At 66.0% G+C, this 16699-nt stretch carries 19 protein-coding genes and 1 pseudogene; 11 read left to right on the top strand and 9 right to left on the bottom strand.

Annotation, left to right across the window (positions count from 1 at the left end):
• Window positions 1-10 precede the first annotated feature (10 nt).
• Complete coding sequence (locus EGJ34_RS08305; protein ID WP_125360025.1) at window positions 11-565, top strand: TetR/AcrR family transcriptional regulator; 555 nt, start codon at window positions 11-13, stop codon at window positions 563-565.
• Between the two features lie 23 nt (window positions 566-588).
• Complete coding sequence (locus EGJ34_RS08300; protein ID WP_125360024.1) at window positions 589-1569, top strand: NAD-dependent epimerase/dehydratase family protein; 981 nt, start codon at window positions 589-591, stop codon at window positions 1567-1569.
• Between the two features lie 3 nt (window positions 1570-1572).
• Here EGJ34_RS08300 and EGJ34_RS08295 read toward each other — a convergent pair whose 3' ends face one another.
• Entirely contained in the window at window positions 1573-2493 is a 921-nt protein-coding gene (locus EGJ34_RS08295) for an AraC family transcriptional regulator (protein ID WP_185750109.1), read from the bottom strand.
• Window positions 2494-2570: 77 nt separating this feature from the next.
• Between EGJ34_RS08295 and EGJ34_RS08290 the strand changes: the two genes are divergently transcribed.
• Genes EGJ34_RS08290 through EGJ34_RS08280 form a run of 3 tightly spaced genes read left to right on the top strand, consistent with a single transcriptional unit; the run spans window position 2571 to window position 4101 of the window.
• Complete coding sequence (locus EGJ34_RS08290; protein WP_125360022.1) at window positions 2571-3341, top strand: SDR family oxidoreductase; 771 nt, start codon at window positions 2571-2573, stop codon at window positions 3339-3341.
• 27 nt (window positions 3342-3368) lie between these two features.
• A complete protein-coding gene (locus EGJ34_RS08285) occupies window positions 3369-3749 on the top strand; it encodes a YbjQ family protein (RefSeq protein ID WP_125360021.1) in 381 nt (126 codons plus the stop codon).
• 1 nt (window position 3750) lies between these two features.
• A complete protein-coding gene (locus EGJ34_RS08280; protein WP_125360020.1) occupies window positions 3751-4101 on the top strand; it encodes a hypothetical protein in 351 nt (116 codons plus the stop codon).
• Between the two features lie 24 nt (window positions 4102-4125).
• Here the strand turns inward: EGJ34_RS08280 and EGJ34_RS08275 are convergent, their stop codons facing one another.
• The 6 genes from EGJ34_RS08275 to EGJ34_RS08250 all read right to left on the bottom strand — a co-directional run bounded on the left by EGJ34_RS08275 (window position 4126) and on the right by EGJ34_RS08250 (window position 9946).
• Window positions 4126-4725: an SMI1/KNR4 family protein gene (locus EGJ34_RS08275; protein ID WP_125360019.1), complete on the bottom strand. Its 600-nt coding sequence runs from the start codon at window positions 4723-4725 to the stop codon at window positions 4126-4128.
• Window positions 4726-4798: 73 nt separating this feature from the next.
• Complete coding sequence (locus EGJ34_RS08270; protein ID WP_125360018.1) at window positions 4799-6067, bottom strand: type II toxin-antitoxin system HipA family toxin; 1269 nt, start codon at window positions 6065-6067, stop codon at window positions 4799-4801.
• A complete protein-coding gene (locus EGJ34_RS08265; protein WP_125360017.1) occupies window positions 6064-6282 on the bottom strand; it encodes a helix-turn-helix transcriptional regulator in 219 nt (72 codons plus the stop codon). Before EGJ34_RS08265 ends, EGJ34_RS08270 begins: the two co-directional genes overlap by 4 nt.
• A gap of 122 nt (window positions 6283-6404) precedes the next feature.
• The gene (locus EGJ34_RS08260; RefSeq protein ID WP_125360016.1) at window positions 6405-6587 is read right to left on the bottom strand and encodes a hypothetical protein; all 183 of its coding nucleotides are present in this window, start codon (window positions 6585-6587) and stop codon (window positions 6405-6407) included.
• Entirely contained in the window at window positions 6584-7720 is a 1137-nt protein-coding gene (locus tag EGJ34_RS08255) for a PepSY-associated TM helix domain-containing protein (RefSeq protein WP_125360015.1), read from the bottom strand. Before EGJ34_RS08255 ends, EGJ34_RS08260 begins: the two co-directional genes overlap by 4 nt.
• Before the next feature lie 144 nt (window positions 7721-7864).
• Window positions 7865-9946, bottom strand: coding sequence for a TonB-dependent siderophore receptor (locus EGJ34_RS08250; RefSeq protein ID WP_125360014.1), 2082 nt, complete (start codon window positions 9944-9946; stop codon window positions 7865-7867).
• A 231-nt stretch (window positions 9947-10177) separates the two neighbouring features.
• Here EGJ34_RS08250 and EGJ34_RS08245 point away from each other — a divergent pair, with 231 nt between their 5' ends.
• The 3 genes from EGJ34_RS08245 to EGJ34_RS08235 all read left to right on the top strand — a co-directional run bounded on the left by EGJ34_RS08245 (window position 10178) and on the right by EGJ34_RS08235 (window position 13426).
• Window positions 10178-10396 (top strand): hypothetical protein, encoded by a 219-nt coding sequence (locus EGJ34_RS08245; RefSeq protein ID WP_260476937.1) that lies wholly within the window; start codon window positions 10178-10180, stop codon window positions 10394-10396.
• A 127-nt stretch (window positions 10397-10523) separates the two neighbouring features.
• Window positions 10524-11501, top strand: a complete 978-nt coding sequence (locus EGJ34_RS08240; RefSeq protein ID WP_125360041.1) for a DUF4105 domain-containing protein — start codon at window positions 10524-10526, stop codon at window positions 11499-11501.
• Window positions 11498-13426 (top strand): alpha/beta fold hydrolase, encoded by a 1929-nt coding sequence (locus EGJ34_RS08235; protein ID WP_125360013.1) that lies wholly within the window; start codon window positions 11498-11500, stop codon window positions 13424-13426. Before EGJ34_RS08240 ends, EGJ34_RS08235 begins: the two co-directional genes overlap by 4 nt.
• Before the next feature lies 1 nt (window position 13427).
• On the opposite strand, the gene EGJ34_RS08230 is transcribed toward EGJ34_RS08235, so the two are convergent.
• The gene (locus EGJ34_RS08230) at window positions 13428-14789 is read right to left on the bottom strand and encodes an MFS transporter (protein WP_125360012.1); all 1362 of its coding nucleotides are present in this window, start codon (window positions 14787-14789) and stop codon (window positions 13428-13430) included.
• 90 nt (window positions 14790-14879) lie between these two features.
• On the opposite strand from EGJ34_RS08230, the gene soxR reads away from it, so the two are divergent.
• The 3 genes and pseudogenes from soxR to EGJ34_RS08220 all read left to right on the top strand — a co-directional run bounded on the left by soxR (window position 14880) and on the right by EGJ34_RS08220 (window position 16194).
• Window positions 14880-15314 carry a redox-sensitive transcriptional activator SoxR gene (gene soxR, locus EGJ34_RS08225; protein WP_185750108.1) on the top strand — a complete coding sequence of 145 codons (435 nt, stop codon included), beginning with the start codon at window positions 14880-14882 and terminating at the stop codon, window positions 15312-15314.
• 55 nt (window positions 15315-15369) lie between these two features.
• Window positions 15370-15438 (top strand): annotated as a pseudogene (locus EGJ34_RS22900) (hypothetical protein); the annotation flags it as partial.
• A 36-nt stretch (window positions 15439-15474) separates the two neighbouring features.
• A complete protein-coding gene (locus EGJ34_RS08220; RefSeq protein ID WP_260476936.1) occupies window positions 15475-16194 on the top strand; it encodes a LysR substrate-binding domain-containing protein in 720 nt (239 codons plus the stop codon).
• Window positions 16195-16211: 17 nt separating this feature from the next.
• Here EGJ34_RS08220 and EGJ34_RS08215 read toward each other — a convergent pair.
• The coding region (locus EGJ34_RS08215) for a pyrroline-5-carboxylate reductase (protein ID WP_148100481.1) at window positions 16212-16699 on the bottom strand (488 nt) is incomplete at its 5' end.

Below are 16699 nucleotides of genomic sequence, written 5' to 3'. Positions count from 1 at the left end.
GAGGCCGCCCATGGCCCGCCCCAAAAGCATTGATCCGCAACAGGTTCTGGACGCCGCCGAGCGCGTGGTGGCGCAGGTAGGAGCCGCGCGGCTGACGCTGGACGCAGTGGCGGCCGAGGCCGGGGTCAGCAAGGCTTCGGTGGTCTATGACTTTGGTTCCAAGGCCGGCCTGATCCAGGCGGTGGTGGAGCGCGCGGTGGAGCGCGACAACGTCTTCAACCGGGAGGCTGCGCAGGGGTTCACTCGGGATGCCGTGCTGCGCGGGCGCATTGCCGCCGCCGCTCAACCCTTCCCGGAAGCCTTCCAGCCCGTCGCTCTGGCGCTGTGCGCGGCGATGGCGCAGGACCCGCAGTTGCGTGCTCCCATCCAGCGCAACCAGACCGCGATCCTTGCTGAGATCCAGTCCAGCGCGCAGCAGCCGCGGAGCGCATTGCTGGCTTACCTGGCGCTTGAAGGACTGAAACTGCTGGAGTCGCTGGACTACGTGCAGTGGCCCGCCGAACAGCGGGATCAACTGCTGCAGGACATCAGCGCACTGGTCGACGCACCACCACCCGCGAACTAGTTTCTCCCACCGAGGTACCCCCGATGAGTTCTTCCACGCTCTTCCTTACCGGAGGAAGCGGCTACGTGGGCCGCAATCTGATCCGCCGCCTGTGCCGCGATGGACATGTGGTACGTGCCCTGGTGCGCAGCGATGCGGCCGCTATCACGGTACAGGCACTGGGTGCGCAGCCGGTGCGCGGTGATCTGCTGGACCCGGGCATCGCCCGGCTCATGATCGACTGCGCCACTGTTGTGCACGCCGCCGCTGATACCGATCACCGCAATGCCTCACCCAGCCAGTGGCAGACGAATGTGGAGGGCACACGCAATGTGCTTGCCGCCGCGCGTGACGCCGGAGTGCCGGTGGCGATCGTGATCAGCAGCGAATCGGCGCTCACCGACGGCACACCCCTGTGCAATGCCAAGGAGGATCATCCGTATCCCGCGCGTGCACCGGGCAACTACGGTGCCAGCAAAGCCGAGGCCGAGCGCGTGGCGCTGTCCTTGAACTCGCCGCAGTTTGCAGTGAAGATCCTGCGCCCGCGCTTCGTGTGGGGCCGCGACAACACCACCGCCATGCCGTATCTGCTTGAGGCTGTGCGCAGCGGGCGCTTCGCCTGGATCGATGGCGGCGACTACCTCACCTCCGCCACCCACGTGGACAACGTGTGCGAGGCGGTGCACTGCGCGCTGCAGAGCGGGGCAGCTGGGCGCATCTATCACATCACCGATGGTGCACCGGTGCCGTTCCGCCGGCTGATCAGCGCGCAGCTGCAGGCCTACGGTGTGGAGGTGCCGCAGAAAAGGGTGCCGCGCGGTGTGCTGCGCACGATCGTCGCGCTTGATGATCTGTTCCGCGCACTACGCCTGCCGCTGCGTGCGCCGATGACCCGGCAGGAGTTTGCCTCGTCCGCCGTGGAGGTCACGCTGGACGACAGCCGCGCGCGTCGTGAACTGGGCTACCGTCCGGTGGTGACACTGGAAGCGGGCGTTGCGCAACTGAAGGAACAAGCGGCTACCTAGGGGTCAACGGCGCTCACGGCTGACCGCTACCGTGTGCCGGGGCGGTTGGCCGAACAATCGGCTGTACTCGCGGCTGAACTGCGAGGCGCTTTCATACCCCACCGCAAACGCGGCACTGGCGACGCTGGTGCCACCTTGCTGCAGCAACCGGCGCGCCTCCAGCAGGCGCAGCTGCTTGTGGTACTGCAGCGGCGAAAGGGCCGTAGCCTCGCGAAAGCGACGGTAGAACTGGCTGCTGCTCATACCCGCGCGCTTTGCCAAAGCGGTTACGTCCAATGGCTGGCGGAAATCCCGCTGCAGGGTGCGCAGCGCAGTGCCCAGTCGACGTGCTTCTGGTGGCGGTTGTGCGAGTGCGGCCACGGCGGCACCCTCGGGCCCCTGCAGCAACCGCAAGGCCAGCTCGCGCTGCAGCGCAGGCAGCAACAGGCGGCGCGCATCCTCATTGTCATCGGCCAGTCGAAGCAGTCGCAGCAGGCAATCCAGCACCGCTGCCTGCAGGGACACCACGCTGAACGCAGTGACTTCGCGGGCTGCGGGTGCCGATCTCATCTGTGTCAGCACGTCGCGCAGCAGTGGCGGGTCCAGCTCAATCACCAAGCCAATGAAGGGTGCGCTGCGGTTGCCGGCAGCCACCACCCCGCGCGCGGGTACCGGGAGTCGGGTCAGCAGCGCTTCTCCGGCGCGATAGTCAATCACGCGGTCGCCTGCCAGCACCTGCTTGGCCCCTTGCAGCACCGCGCCCAGCGCTGGGCGATACAGTGCGGCTGAAGGCACCCGCTCACGGCCGGAGCGCGCCAGCCATATCCCGGGCAGAGCTTCGCGCAAGGTATCGCCGCTGATGGCCCTTGTCGCCAGCCAGTGTTGTGCCTGCTGGCGAAGAGCCGTCAGCAGGGCGTGAGATTCGGAGGCAGCAGGATCAGGCATGAATCGAGCGCAATCAGGCACGGCGGTGCGGAGTGACGCGCGCAGCATGTCATCTTCCCCTCGCGCAGACAAAACACATGAGCAACCCAGCAGCCCGTTCCTCCATTGCCCTCGTCACCGGTGGCAGCCGTGGTATCGGTCGCAGCATCGCGCTGCACCTGGCCCGGCAGGGCTCCAGCGTGATCATCACCTACCAACACCAGCGGGAGAAGGCGACTGAAACGGTACGCGCGCTGGAAGCAGAAGGCGTACGTGCGGCGATGCTGCCGTTGGACCTGGCTGCCACAGGGGCCGTGGATGCCTTCGTGCCTGCGTTTCTGGCTCAGTTGCAGCGCTGGGACGCACTCGCTTTCGATCAACTGGTGAACAACGCCGGCATGCACGCCCCCGCGGCGTTTGGCGAGATTCGTTCGGAGGACCTGGACCTGCTGTATCGAGTGCATTTCAAGGCACCGCTGCTTCTGACGCAGGCGCTGGCTCGGCACCTGCACGACAGCGCGCGCGTGCTGAACATCTCCAGCAGCCTCACCCGGCATGTGGCGGCGGGCAGCCTGGCCTACGCGGCGATGAAGTCGGCACTGGAGAATGCCACCCGCTACCTGGCGCAGGAGCTCGGTCCGCGAGGTATCGCAGTCAATGCGCTTACCCCGGGAGCGACGGAGACCGACTTCTTTGGCGGCGCGGTGCGCGACGATGCCGGCGTGAACCAGTACGTGGCCCAGCACACCGCGATGGGTCGGACCGGTCGTCCGGATGATATCGGTGCTGCTGCGGCGGCCCTGCTGGGGCCCGGCGGCCACTGGGTTACCGGGCAGCGGATTGAAGTTGCAGGGGGCATGTTGTTGTAATGGGGTCCCAACAGGAGCGAGACCCTCATGGCAGACCCCTACAACAGCGGCATCCCCAGCACCGCCGCCCCGCAGTTGAACGATGCAATGGTGACCACGGCGTTCGAACTGCCGGGCTACCGCATCACCCGCAACCTGGGCGTGGTGCGCGGCATCACCGTGCGCTCGCGCTCCATCGTGGGCAACTTCCTGGGCGGCATCCAGACGATATTCGGCGGCAACATCACCATCTACACCGAGCTGTGCGAACAGGCCCGCGAGGAAACCTACCGCGACATGGCCCGCCATGCCCGCCAGCTCGGGGCCAACGCCATCATCGGCATGCGCTACGACGCGACCGACGTGATGACCGGGCTGACCGAGGTGCTCTGCTACGGCACGGCCGTGGTGGTGGAGCCCCTGCGCTGAGATGAGCGAAGTGGCCGCCTATGTGCTGGGCGTTGACGAGGGCAGGGCGGTCGCGCTGTTGTCGTCGGTGCTGGGCCCGCTGGTCTGCGAGGACGGCAATCCAGACAGTTTCCGCATCCATACCGCCGGTGCGGTGACGGTGGTGGTGATTCCCAACGAAGGCATGCTGGAGATCTGGGTGCACCACAGCCAGGCGTGGGCGTCCTCGCCCGAATTCGCGCGCTTCCTCGCCGCCGGGCTGGAGTGCACGGTCCGCTGTGACCCCGACGCGGAAGCACCGGATATCGACCCATGTTCCGACGCACTTCTGGAAATCGACCGCGAGGGCGAGCGCATCGTCACCCCCACGTAGTGACGCGCCATGCGCGTCAACGCATCACACCTCGGTGCGCACAACGCGCCCGCCGTTGTCACGCATCTCCACGATCCACCACTGCGCATCCGAACCTTCGGTGCGGAACCGCATGTGGCTGGCCATCGCGGTCAATGCCTGTCCGTCCGGTTCCAGCGCGCGTTCGACAAAGTCCAGCAGGCTGTCACCCAGCTCGACGAACTCGAATCCGTCGTGATCAAACAGCACGACCGCGCCGGCTCCCTCACCGTGTTGCTGCACCAGTAGATAGTTGCCGGTGGCAGGCTCCTCGCCGACCACCAGATAGCCACCTTCGGAAGAGGGCAGGAACTCATCGTCCTCTTCGTCATCCACCCAGCCGCGGTAACAGGCTTCCAGTGCCGCCCATTCGCTGGGGTGGGCCACGTGGAACGCCGCTTCCTCGGCATCGTCCTGGTGCGCGTACAGCCGCAGCCCACCGAACTGGCCATAGAAGTCCTTCAGCCCCGGCACATCGGGAAGCGTGGCCTCGCGCGGTGGCAGCAGCTCATGCGCGAAGGTGACCGTTTTCTGGTTTTCTTCGGCGTGGATCTGGTGGCAGTGGAACTGGCCGCCATGGGCGGCAATGCGTTCTCTCAGGGTCATCCTTGGCTACCTGTTGGAAGGGCGTTGTCGTCGGAGTCTAAGCGCCACGGCATCGACAGGACAACGGGATGACTCAGCGCGATGTGAGCCGCTCCAGCATGCGCTGCGCATTGCCGATGATCGGCTGAAGTGACCGGCGCTCGAGCAGGGCTGCATCCGCGCCCTCCTGCTCCAGCTCGGCCATCACTGCCGGTAGAACGCCGACGATCTGCTCCGCCAGTTCCTGGACGCGCCGCCTAACCAGGCGAGGCGCGAATCCAGCCTGGCGCGCAAACACGTCCCAATCGGCCGCTTCGATCTGATCAATGCGCAGCGCATTGCCGATGTCCAGGGCGGGCGTGCGTTCGATCTCGCGCTCGGAAAAGGCGATGGTGGGCACCAGATCGTAAAGCGGCGCGAGTCGCAGCTCACCTTGCCTTCCATGCAGGATGGCAAGGTTCTTGCCGTGCGCGTCGGCGTTGCCGATCAGACTGCAGAACGCGACCCAGTCCAGGAATTCGCTTCGTGCAGCAGGTCCGAAGGCCAACTCATCGCGGATCAGCGCCGAACACCGGTCAAGCGTGGGCCCTCCCTGGGACTGGTACTTCATCTCCGACGGATAACCCAACGCCTGGCAGAAGTCTTCCTGATGTACTCGCAGGCGCGTACCGTCTGGCAGCGTTTCCCTGTCATAGCGCGCGAGCAGCAATGCAGGACGTCCACCGACGTTGACGAGCTCGCAGCCGATGACCTTCAATCCGGCGTGTGCGGCCAGCCTAAGTCCCAATGCCTCCAGTTCGCGCAGCCCATGCAGCGAACGGCTGTCCGGTTTGAGAATGTGCGTGCTGAGTTCACCGTGCTGGGGGAGCCTCAGCCGCCCATCCGGCTCGCGCACCACCGCCAGTTTGTCCTGTGCACCGGCGAGGGAGAGGCGATGGGGCGCACCGGCCAAGGCCCATGCGCCCTCGACCGCACCATCGCCGGCAAGATAGAACACGGCTTCCAGGTCGGTTTCATCTTCATCCGCGTCTTCCGCATCGGCCCCGATGCTCACGGCCCCGGCACATTCGCCGCCGATGGCGGCCAGCAATGCGAAATCATCGGCCACTGAAATGCGCAGGCGCGCGGCAACAGTTTCCTTGACCGGGCCTTCTGGCAGCAGATTCGCGAACCAATTGCGTACAACGGCACCTTGGTACGGCTCTGGTCGAACTGGCAGGGAGAGTGACAGGCCCAGTGGCGAAACTGCCGAGGCTTCGGCGTCGTAGGCGAACTGCCAGTCTTCCGGTGATCGAAGAGGCCCCGAAATTCTAAGCTCGCCGATGCGCTGGCCGTGAAGGCGTACGGTCAATGAGTCGCTCACGTGGCACGATCCTGCAGCGTCATGCCAACGCCCAGGACCTTCAGCACGGTCAGCACCTTGCCGAACTCGAGGGTCGGTTTGCCATGCTCCAGATCGCTGATGAAACGAATGCCTGTGCCCGAAAGCCCGGCCAAGTCGGCTTGCGTCAACGCATGGCGTTTACGGGAAGTGCGCACCATCTTCCCGATATCTTCGACTTCACGAACCAGGTCCATGAAATACTCCCGTACGGTAATATTTGGGACAAATTGGTGAAGAAATCACCAAAAATTCCCGTACGGGAATAATTGACCATAATTTCGCCAATTGCAACCCAATATTCCCGTACGGGAAGATTTCAACGGGTGCGCCTCACCCAAGCCCGCACCACCAAGCCAATCAGCCCGGCAAACACGACCCACGACACCACGTCATAGACGCCGTTGCCGAGCAGGGCGCTCACCAGGCCCACCACGCTGATCACCGCAATCCAGGCCGGTGCGGTGAAAGGGCTGCCGGTCGGCGGGGTCGGGCGGCTCATGCGGCACCTCCGGTCTTTTCGGCGCGCTCGATCTCGGTCACCCGCGCCTCGGTGCTGCCGCGCTTGAACCACAGGTACAGGCCGCTGATCAGCACCACGATGGTAAGCAGGTCGAGAATCGCCCACAGGATCTTAAGCGGCAGGCCGCCGTAGTTGCCGAAGTGCAGCGGCTGGCTGAGCAGCAGCACGGTCATGTAGACCGGCAACTGCGGCCGTGCGGTGAGCTCACCGGTGACCGCGTCAATCAGGACCGGACGGTACATGCGCTCGGTCAGCGGGGTGTTGCCCTGCATGAACACCCCATAGTGGTGGTCGCCGCTGTAGCCGGTGCCCGGGAAGCTGACGAACGCTGGGCGCATGTCCGGCTCGGCGGCGCGCGCGGTCGCCACGGCAGCATCCAGCGAGGCCAGGGTGGTGGGACGCGGCTGGCCGGCGTAGCGGGCGGCAAACTCACCCAGCTGCTGGCTCTGCCACGCGGTTTCGAGCGGTTTGGCAATGGTGTTGATCGCCCCGGTCAGGCCGACGACCAGCGCCCAGCCCAGCGTGACCACGCCGATCACGTTGTGCAGGTCCAGCCACGCAAGCCGGCGGCTGCGCCCGGTGCGCAGGGTGCCGAAGCGCTGGCGACGCATGAAGGGGCCGTACAGCACCAGACCGGAGATGATCGCCACCGCGAACAGCAGGCCCATCGCACCCATGAACAGCAGGCCGGGCAGGCCGACGAACAGGTCGGTATGCAGGCGCAGCAGGAAATACATCACGCCTTCGTTGAACTGCGGTGCGGGCACCACGTCGCCGCTGCTGGCGTGCAGCAGTGCGGTCTTCATCTGCGGCGGCGGGGTGTCCACGCGCTCACCGGTGTTGACGTACACGGTATGGCCTTCCCAGTCCCAGCCGATGAACAGCGGCACATTGCCCGGGTACTGCGCCAATGCGGTGCTGACCTGGTCATCCAGGTTGCGTGCGGGCGCGGTGTCCTGGGGGTGTTCGACGTGCGGTTCGCTGAGGTGGTCGATTTCCTCGGCGAAGATCAGCGGCAGGCCCGTGAGGCACAGCAGCAGGAGGAAGACGGTGCAGATCAGGCTGGTCCATTTGTGGATCAGGAACCAGGCTTTGATGGTGGTGCGTTGCATTTGATTCTCTGGCGAAGGCTGGAGAGGGATTGCGGTGGTGCGCGGTGGGTCGCGAACGGCAGCCGGGCAAGCCCGGCTCTACGGATGCCGTGCCTGCCGCGCCGCGTGTAGTGCCGGGCCATGCCCGGCAACACGGTGCAACGATCAGAACCGGTAACTGATCGTGCCGGTCACCGTACGCGGATTGCCGGTGAAGCAATCCCCGAAATTGCGGCACGGCGCGAAGTACTTCTTGTCCGAAAGGTTGGTGATGTTCAGCGCCATGGTCCAGTCCACCACCTGCAGTTCGAACAGTGCATCCACCAGCGTGTAGCTGGGCGTGCGGATGAAGCCGCCAAAGCCCAGCGACTGGCTGTTGCCCACGTAGCGGCCGCCCAGGCCCACGCGCAGGCGCGAGTCGTCGTCGATCTGGAAGCCCTTGGCCAGCCACAGCGATGCCAGCTCCTGCGGGGTATCGTTGAGGCGCTGGTTCACCTCCATCTCGAAGTTGCTTCTGGTCACCTTGGCACGGTTGCGCGCGTAGGCGGCAGTCAGCGTAAGGTCGTGTTCGAAGGAGAACTGACCTTCCAGCTCCACGCCCTTGGACTCGATCTCACCGGTCTGTACCACGTTGAGCGGGTTCTCGGGGTCGTTGGTCTGGCGGTTGGTCTCGGTGATACGGTAGGCCGAGGCGGTGACCAGCATGTTCGCCGCCGGTTGCCACTTGATGCCGCCTTCCCACTGGTCGCCTTCCATTGGCTCGAACGCGCGGCCGTAGATGTCCTGGCCGGTGACCGGCAGGAACGACTCGCTGTAGCTGATGTAGGGCGATACGCCCGCACCGATCTCGCCGATCAGGCCGGCGCGGAAGGTGGTGGCGTTGTCGGTCTGGCTGGGCAGCCCTTCGGTTTCGCTGCGCGCATGGTCGCGGCGTGCGCCCAGTACCAGCGAAACCCGGTCAGCCCAGCGGATCTGGTCCTGCACATACACGCCGAGCTGGCTCGTGCGCTGGTCGGGCAGCGCGTTCCAGCCGTTGATGACAATGCCGCTGGACACCGGGTTGTAGATGTCGATCGGGGTCGGGATGGCGTCCAGCTGCAGCGATTCCTCGCGGTAGTCGCTGTAGTCCACGCCGGCGAGCAGCTGGTGCTGCAGCGGGCCGGTGGCGAAGTCGAACTGCAGCGCGTTGTCGCTGGTAAAGGAGCGGACGTCCGGGCGCACCCCGTAGGCATTACGGTTCACCACGCGCCTTTCAGCATCGATGAACGGGTCCAGCGGGTTGCTGTAGGCGTCCGGGTACAGTTCGCGGAACTCGGTCTTTCCATCCAGGTAGCGCATCGAGGAGCGCAGGCTCAGGGTGTCGCTGAAGCGGTGCTCGAACAGCGCGGTAATGCTGTAGACGCGCGAATCGAGCTTGTCGAAATCCTTGTCGCCGAGGAACGTGCCCGGGTCCAGCCGCGGCGTCCCGGCCGGGGCATTCAGGGTGGCCACCACCGGCAGGAACTGCTGGCTGGAGGCGGTCTTGTCGTGCTGGTAGCTGGTGAGCACGGTCAGCGTGCTTTGCTCGCCTCGCCAACTGATCGACGGCGCAATATAGATGCGGTCATCGTCGATCTCCTCGACCTGCATGCCCGCATCGCGCACCAGCCCGACCACGCGGCCGGCCACGGTGCCGGCGTCGTTCAAGCTGCCGCCCACGTCGGCCTGGAACTGCTTGCGGTCGAAATTGCCCAGCTGCACGCCGACCTCACCGCCGATATCGGTGAAGGTGGGGCGCTTGGTCATGGCATTGATGATGCCGCCGGTGGCACCGGCCCCGTACAGCACTGAAGAAGGACCACGCAGCACTTCCACACGTTCCAGGCCGTAGACCTCGGTGCGGGCCAGCGGGCTGAAGCCGTAGCTGCGGCGCAGGCCGTCTACGTACTGCACCGGGTCCAGTCCGCGCACGGTGCTGCCGTCGCTGCGGGTGTCCAGACCGTAGGCATCGGCGGTGACACCGGCGCTGTAGCGCAGGGTTTCCTGCAGGTTGCGCGCGCCGCGGTCCGTGAAAAGCTCACTGCTGACCACGCTGATCGCCTGCGGCGTCTGGGTCAGCGGGGTGTCGGTCTTGGTGGCGGTGCTCGCCCGATCGGCCACCACGGTGACCTGGTCCAGGGTGCGGGCGTCCTGGGCCTGCGCCAAGGCGCTGGCCAGCAGGGTGGGAACCACTAACAGCAGGGCACGGCGACGCGGCAGGGCGGTCATGGCGGCATTCCAAGGGTGAGGCCGGGATTATCGGGACCTGTCACCGGCAACGCAAATGAGTCTCAGGTGCTGGCTGCGACGCACTCTTGAATCGAACGGAACCGGCATCCTGTCAGCCGGGCAAGCCCGGCTCTACGGTCGGGTTTCATCCACCTGCCACATCTCCTGCACGGGGCTTTCCCGGCCCCGTGCGTAGGGTAGGACGTCCCCGAACCCACCGGAGACGCCGCCATGAATGTCCTGCAGACCGCCGCCCGCACCATGCGCAACGGCCTTGAAGAGATGGCGGCCCTGCTGGTCGGCGAGCGTTCCGACGACCTGCGGGCCGACGACACCGCCGCCCCAGGCGTGGGAATTCCGATGCCGCGCCGGCTGCCGCTGCGCCGGCCGCGCCTGAATGCACGCAAGGGCATCGCACCCTGGCAGAAGGTCGGGGCCTCCCGCAGGTAGCACGCCCCCAGGGCCCCCGCCCCCCCCCCCCCCATGTCACGTACACGTCCGTTATGGCTAACTAGCGCCTATTCAACTGACGGATCGATGCGTGAAGACAGCAGGACGATGGGGGCTGGCAGCGCTGATGCTGGCAGCGGCGCTGTGGGTGTTCGGATGGGTGGCCTATCAGATGCCTGGTCCGGGCTGGCTCCGAGGCATCGCATTGGCGATGTGGGGCGGCTTTGCCTTTGTCACGGCGGTTGCGGTGGTCCGCGCGCGGGCGGGGCGCTGGCCTGGCCTGTTTTTTGTGGCAGTACTGGTCGCCACCGGCGTGTGGTGGCTGTTGCTGACCCCACAGCAGGACAGGATCTGGGCCGATGATGTCGCCCAGCGACTGAAGGTGGTCTCGTTTGATGGCCAGCGCGTCGTGCTGGACAACGTGCGCAATTTCGCCTGGCGTTCCGAGGACGACCACGATGTGCGCTGGGAGCGCCGCGAGTACGACCTGGACCAGCTGCGCTCGGCCGACCTGGTGCTGTCTTACTGGATGGGCCCGATGATCGCCCACACCCTGGTCAGCTTCGGCTTCGCCGATGGCCGGCAGCTGGTGTTCTCGGTGGAAATCCGCAAGGAGCGCGGTGAGAGTTTCTCCGCGCTGGGTGGCTTTTTCCGCAAGTTCGAAATGACCCTGGTGGCGGCCGAGGAAACCGACATCGTCCGGGTACGCAGCAACGTGCGCGGTGAGGACGTGTACCTCTACCGTCTCAAGGGCATGACCCAGGAACAGCTCAAGGGATTGTTCGTTTCCTACATCGGCGAAGCGCGCAGGCTGGATGCAACGCCGGCTTTCTACAACACCCTGACCAGCAACTGCACGACCATTGTCTACGACCTGGCCAAGCAGATCGCGCCCGGGCTTCCGCTGGACTACCGGCTGCTGGTCTCGGGCTACTTTGCCGAATACGCGCGCGATCTCGGCGTGCTGACGCCCGGTGTGGACTTTGCCACCCTGAAAGCGCGTGGTCGGATCACCGACCGTGCGCGCGCGGCCGGTGATGACCCCGCATTCTCGCGGTTGATCCGGGTCGGTATGCCGGGCGTCGATGCGGAGACCGGCCGATGAGGGGCACCTTCCGTTGCGTCCTGCCTGTTCTTGCCTCCGTGGCTCTGCTGCTGACCAGTGGCTGCGCCATGGTCACGATGAAGCAGGTGGCCCCCACCGAGTACCTGGCCAACAAGCGCGGCGACGTGCTGACGAGCGGTGATTTCAGCGCGGCCTCACGGGAGACCTTGAGCGTGGTCGGGCTGAACGAGGACCAGTGCGAGAAAGACATCGTCGGGTGCGAGAAAACGCTCAAGAACACGGTCGACGTGCCTGAGGAGCAGCGCCTGTCCGCACTGTCCGAGCTGTGGGTCAAGAACGCATTGGCGCTGAGCCCCAAGCCCAAGGACCGCGACAGCCACCCGATGTCAGAGGCGGCGCTGGACGCCTGGCTGGAGGCCGCACGTTACGCCTACGCGTATCTGTTCTTCAGTGGACGCACGCCGTCGCAGCGGGCCTTCGAGGATCGCCAGACCCAGGTCCGTGACTATTACAACTACGCCGCCGAACAGACCGCCGCGGTGGTGTTCAAGCGCAGCCGCGAAAGCGCGCTGGAAGGAGAGGACTACAACGCTGCCGTGGAAGGCGAGCGCTGGACGCTCACGTCCGATTTCGACCAGCTGCGCCTGACCAGCATTCCCACCAGCATGGCACCCGCCTCGTCGCTGAGCTTTGCCGGGCTGCGCAGCACCTATCGGCGCGATGGGTTCGGCGCAGAGCTCGTCGTGCTGATGGACCCGCCCAAGCTGATCGCGCCGCCAGCCGGAGAAAAGGCCGAGATTCCGCAATACAGCGAAATGTCGGCAATCAACGCCACGGCGCTGCTGAAGTTCAAGGGCAACAGTCTGCAGGAGGTGCTGGATACCACCCAAGTGCTGTTCGATGTGTACTCGCCCGAGTCCACCGAAAGTGTCGAACTACACGGCGAGAAGGTGCCGCTGGCCGGAAACTTCACCGCCGCGTATGGCATGTGGCTGGCGCAGAGCGGCTTTGCCACGCAGTCGCTGCGCACTCTGTTCGGCATGAGCGAAGGCATTGCCGAACCGCACATGTACCTGATGCAGCCGTGGGACCCGAACCGGCGCATCATCTTCATGCTGCATGGGCTGGGCAGCAGTCCGGAAGCCTGGGTCAACGTGGCCAATGAGATCCTCGGTGACCCGGAGCTGCGCAAGCACTTCCAGGTGTGGCAGGTGTACTACCCGACCAATGCCCCGATTGCCTTGAACCGCTACGAGATCGACCAGGCGTTCAACAACACCCTGCAGCATTTCGACCCGAGCGGCAGTTCGCGCGCCTCCAAAGACATGGTGTTCATCGGCCACAGCATGGGCGGTGTACTGGCGCGTCTGCTGGTCAGTGATTCCGGCGAGGTGCTGTGGAATGACCTGCTGTCCAATTACAACCTGAAGGGCGAGCGGTTGAAGCGGGTGCAGGCCAAGCTGGGTCCGCTGCTGCACTTCGACGCGGAGCCGAATGTGGAGCGCGCGATCTTCATCGCCGCCCCGCACAAGGGCACCGACATTGCCGGCAACCGCGTGGGCCGATTGATCGGCCGGCTGGTACGTCTGCCGATCACGCTGTTGGGCAAGTTCGAAGATGTGTTCCAGACTCTGCAGCAGGCCGAAGCGCAGTCGGCGCAGCCGAAGAAGCTGGTCATTCCCAACAGCATCGACAACCTCAAGGCGGACGATCCGTTCGTGAAGGCCTCCAGCGCATTGCCGATCCGCCCGGGCCTGAAGTATCACTCGATCATCGCGCAGCGAAAGCCCGAAGTGCCCTTGGAGCAGTCCGATGATGGCCTGGTGCCGTACTGGAGTGCCCATCTGCCGGGCGCACTGTCGGAAAAGGTGATCATCTCCGGCCACAGCGTGCAGGAGACCCCGCAGGCGGTCCTGGAGATCCGGCGCATCCTGCGCGAAGACCTGGAAGAGGTGGGTGAATGACCTACACCCGGCGCGCGACCACTACGCTCAAGGCGGCCAACATCAGCATCACCCCGAAGATCAGTAGATACCCCAGCACCACGTCCACGCTGAGCATCATCGCGAATACCGAACCGGATACCGCCAGCGTGGTCGCCACGGCCAGGGCCTCGCTCAACTGCAGCGCCGAGCTGTTGGCCCCCTGCTGCGCCGGTGGTGACAGCGACAGAGTGAGCACCGAAAGGCTGGGGTAGATCAGCCCCATGCCCAGTCCGGTCAGGGTCCAGCCGCCCAGTGCCAGCCACAGCGGCACGCCCGGCTGCAGGGCAAACGCGGTGGCGATGATGCCGCCGCACATCAGCAGCGCGCCGGCATGCAGCAGCTGACGGCGCGACCAGCCCTGGCGTTGGTGACCCTGGAACCAGCTGCCACTGAACCAGCCGAGCGCGCCCAGGCTCAGCGCCACGCCGGCCAGCAGCGGGGTCAGTCCGCGCTCGCGCTGAAGCAGCAAGGGCAGAAACGCCTCGCAGCCGAAGAAGGCTGACGCAGCGATGCCGCGCAGGGCTATGACACTGGGCAGGCCGCGACGCAGTTGCAGCGTCCCGGCCGGCAGCAGCTTCCAGCTGCACAGCAGCAGCGCAAGCGTGGCCGGCAGCATCAGCGCGCCGGCCGCCACACCGGTCTGCTGCCCGCCCACATACAGCAACAGCGCAGCGAGCGCCGCGCCGGTGGCCCAGCGCACCACCGCATTGTCCGGCGCGCGCGACGCGGTGTACTTCTGCATCTGCCGTAAGGCCGGCCGCAGCAGCAGGGCGGCCGGCACGGCCAGCAGCGGCACGCCCAGGAACACCCAGCGCCAGCCCAGGTGCTGCACGATCAGCCCGCTGATCGCCGGGCCAACCAGCGAAGGCACCACCCAGCCGGCGGAGAAGGCAGCGAATACGCGCGGGCGCAGTGCTTCGGGGTAGCAGCGACCGACCAGCACGTACAGCGAAACCGAAATGGCTCCAGCGCCCAGTCCTTGCAGAAGGCGGCCCACCACCAGTACCGGCATGTGCTGGGCCAGCCCCGCCACCAGCAGGCCGGCGACAAAGCAGGCCAGGCCCAGCCACAGTGGCTGCGATGGTCCCTGCTGGTCACTCCAGCGCCCGGCCAGCGTCATGCCGATCACGCTGGTGGCCAGGGTGCCGCCGAAGGCCAGCGCATACAGGCGCAGGCCGTCCAGCGCTGTGGCCACGGTCGGCATGGCGGCTGCCACCGCCAACGCTTCGAATGCGTGCAGCGAGACGAGTGCCACCATGCCCAGCGTGGTGGCGCGATAGCGCGGAGAAAGGATGGACTCCGCGGCAGCGGAAGCGGAGACGGTGAGCGGTTCGGACGACATCGGGGTTCCAGGCAGCATCGGGACGGCGGCGCTTGCGGAGCGCGCCGCGGTCACGCACGATCACACCTTAACCAAGGTTGAGGTCAAGGCATGATTGCGCAGGAGCTGAGTGTAGGCGAGGTGGCGCGCCGCAGTGGTGTCGCAGTGTCGGCGCTGCATTTCTACGAACGCAAAGGCCTGATTCACAGCCTGCGTACCGCCGGCAACCAGCGCCGTTATGGCCGCGAGGTATTGCGACGGCTGGCGGTGATCCGCGTCGCACAGCGGGTGGGCTTGCCGCTGGAGGCAGTGGCGAATGCGTTTGCGGCGCTGCCGGAAAACAAAACGCCGACCAAGACCGAGTGGGCGCGGATGTCGGCGCTGTGGAAGGACGAACTGGACCAGCGCATCGAGCAGTTGCGGCTGTTGCGCGATCAGTTGACCGACTGTATTGGCTGTGGATGCCTTTCGTTGAAGAAGTGTCGGCTGGCCAATCCGGGGGATGCGCTGGGCGAGCAGGGGGACGGGGCGCAGCGCTGGGGGTGAATTCGTCAACCGACCAACGGTCGGTTGCTACCGGTGATCACCGCATGGTCATCACCTGCAGCAGCTGGAAACCCATCTGGGCGCACGGCTGCTGCAGCGGAACACGCGCCGGCAGAGCCTGACCGATGCCGGCCGCAATTACCTGACAGGCTGCCGCGCGGTGCTCGAGCAGGTGCAGCAGGCCGAGGCCAGTGTCGAGGGGCTGCAACGACAGCCGCAGGGCGTGCTGCGGATCAGCGCGCCGGTCACCTGGGGGAGTTGCGTACTGGCCCCTCTGGTGGCGAGCTATCTGGCTGCGCATCCCAGGGTCAGCATCGAGCTCGACCTGAGCAACCGCCGGGTCGACCTGATCGAGGAACAGTTTGATGCGGTGGTGCGGATGGGCGCGCTGGGCTCGGCCGAGTGGGTGGCGCGACCGCTGCCGCCGTATGCGATGCAGATCTGCGCCGCGCCGGCGTATCTGAAGCGCAGGGGCACGCCGAAGCACCCGTCCGATCTGGGCGATCACGATTGCCTCACCCACCTGGCATGGCGCGGCGGGCATGGCTGGCGGTTACGTGGCTACCCCGAGCAGGACTGGTCGGAACATTCGCGGCTGCTATGCAACGACGGCGACGGCCTGCGTCGGGCCGCGCTGGCCGGAGCCGGATTGATCCTGCAACCGGCGGTATTGCTGGCCGACGATGTGGCGGCGGGGCGACTGGTGCCGGTGCTGGCGGATTACCTGCCGGAGCCGCGACCGTTGCATCTGGTATATCTGCCGGATCGGCGGCCACGGCCGAAGTTGAGCAGTTTTGTGGAGTTCCTGCTGGCGGCCGTCGACGAGCGGAACCGTAGAGCCACGCCCTGCGTGGCTTCGACCCGGTTGGACATGGCGTAGCCACGCAGGGCGTGGCTCTACGACGCCTTTTCGGACAACGCCTTGCCGCGCGCGGTGGCTGCTTCAATCGCACGCTCGACGATGGCCTCGAACCCATCGCCCTGGAACGACTCGATCGCGGCCTGGGTCGTACCGTTGGGCGAAGTCACCCGACGGCGCAGCTCGGCCGGCACCTCTCCCGACTCATCCAGCATGCGGCTGGCCCCCAGCAGGGTCTGCACCACCAGCGTGTGCGCCGCGTCCGCCGGCAGGCCCTGCGCGCGGGCGGCGGCTTCCATTGCCTCGGCCAGCAGGAACACATAGGCCGGGCCACTGCCGGAGACGGCGGTGACCGCATCCATCTTCGCCTCGTCCTCGATCCACACCGTGCGCCCCGCGGTCGCCAGTACCTGGTCGGCCTGTGCGCGCTGTTCGGCGCTCACCGCAGACATGGCAAACAGGCCGGTGACCCCGGCCCCGAGCAGGGCAGGGGTGTTCGGCATTGCGCGGACCACCGCGTCGTGCC

The sequence above is a fragment of the Stenotrophomonas sp. 278 genome (assembly GCF_003935715.1).
Taxonomy (GTDB): Bacteria; Pseudomonadota; Gammaproteobacteria; order Xanthomonadales; family Xanthomonadaceae; genus Stenotrophomonas; species Stenotrophomonas maltophilia_AH.
This window is presented reverse-complemented; position numbering and strand designations above follow the sequence as displayed.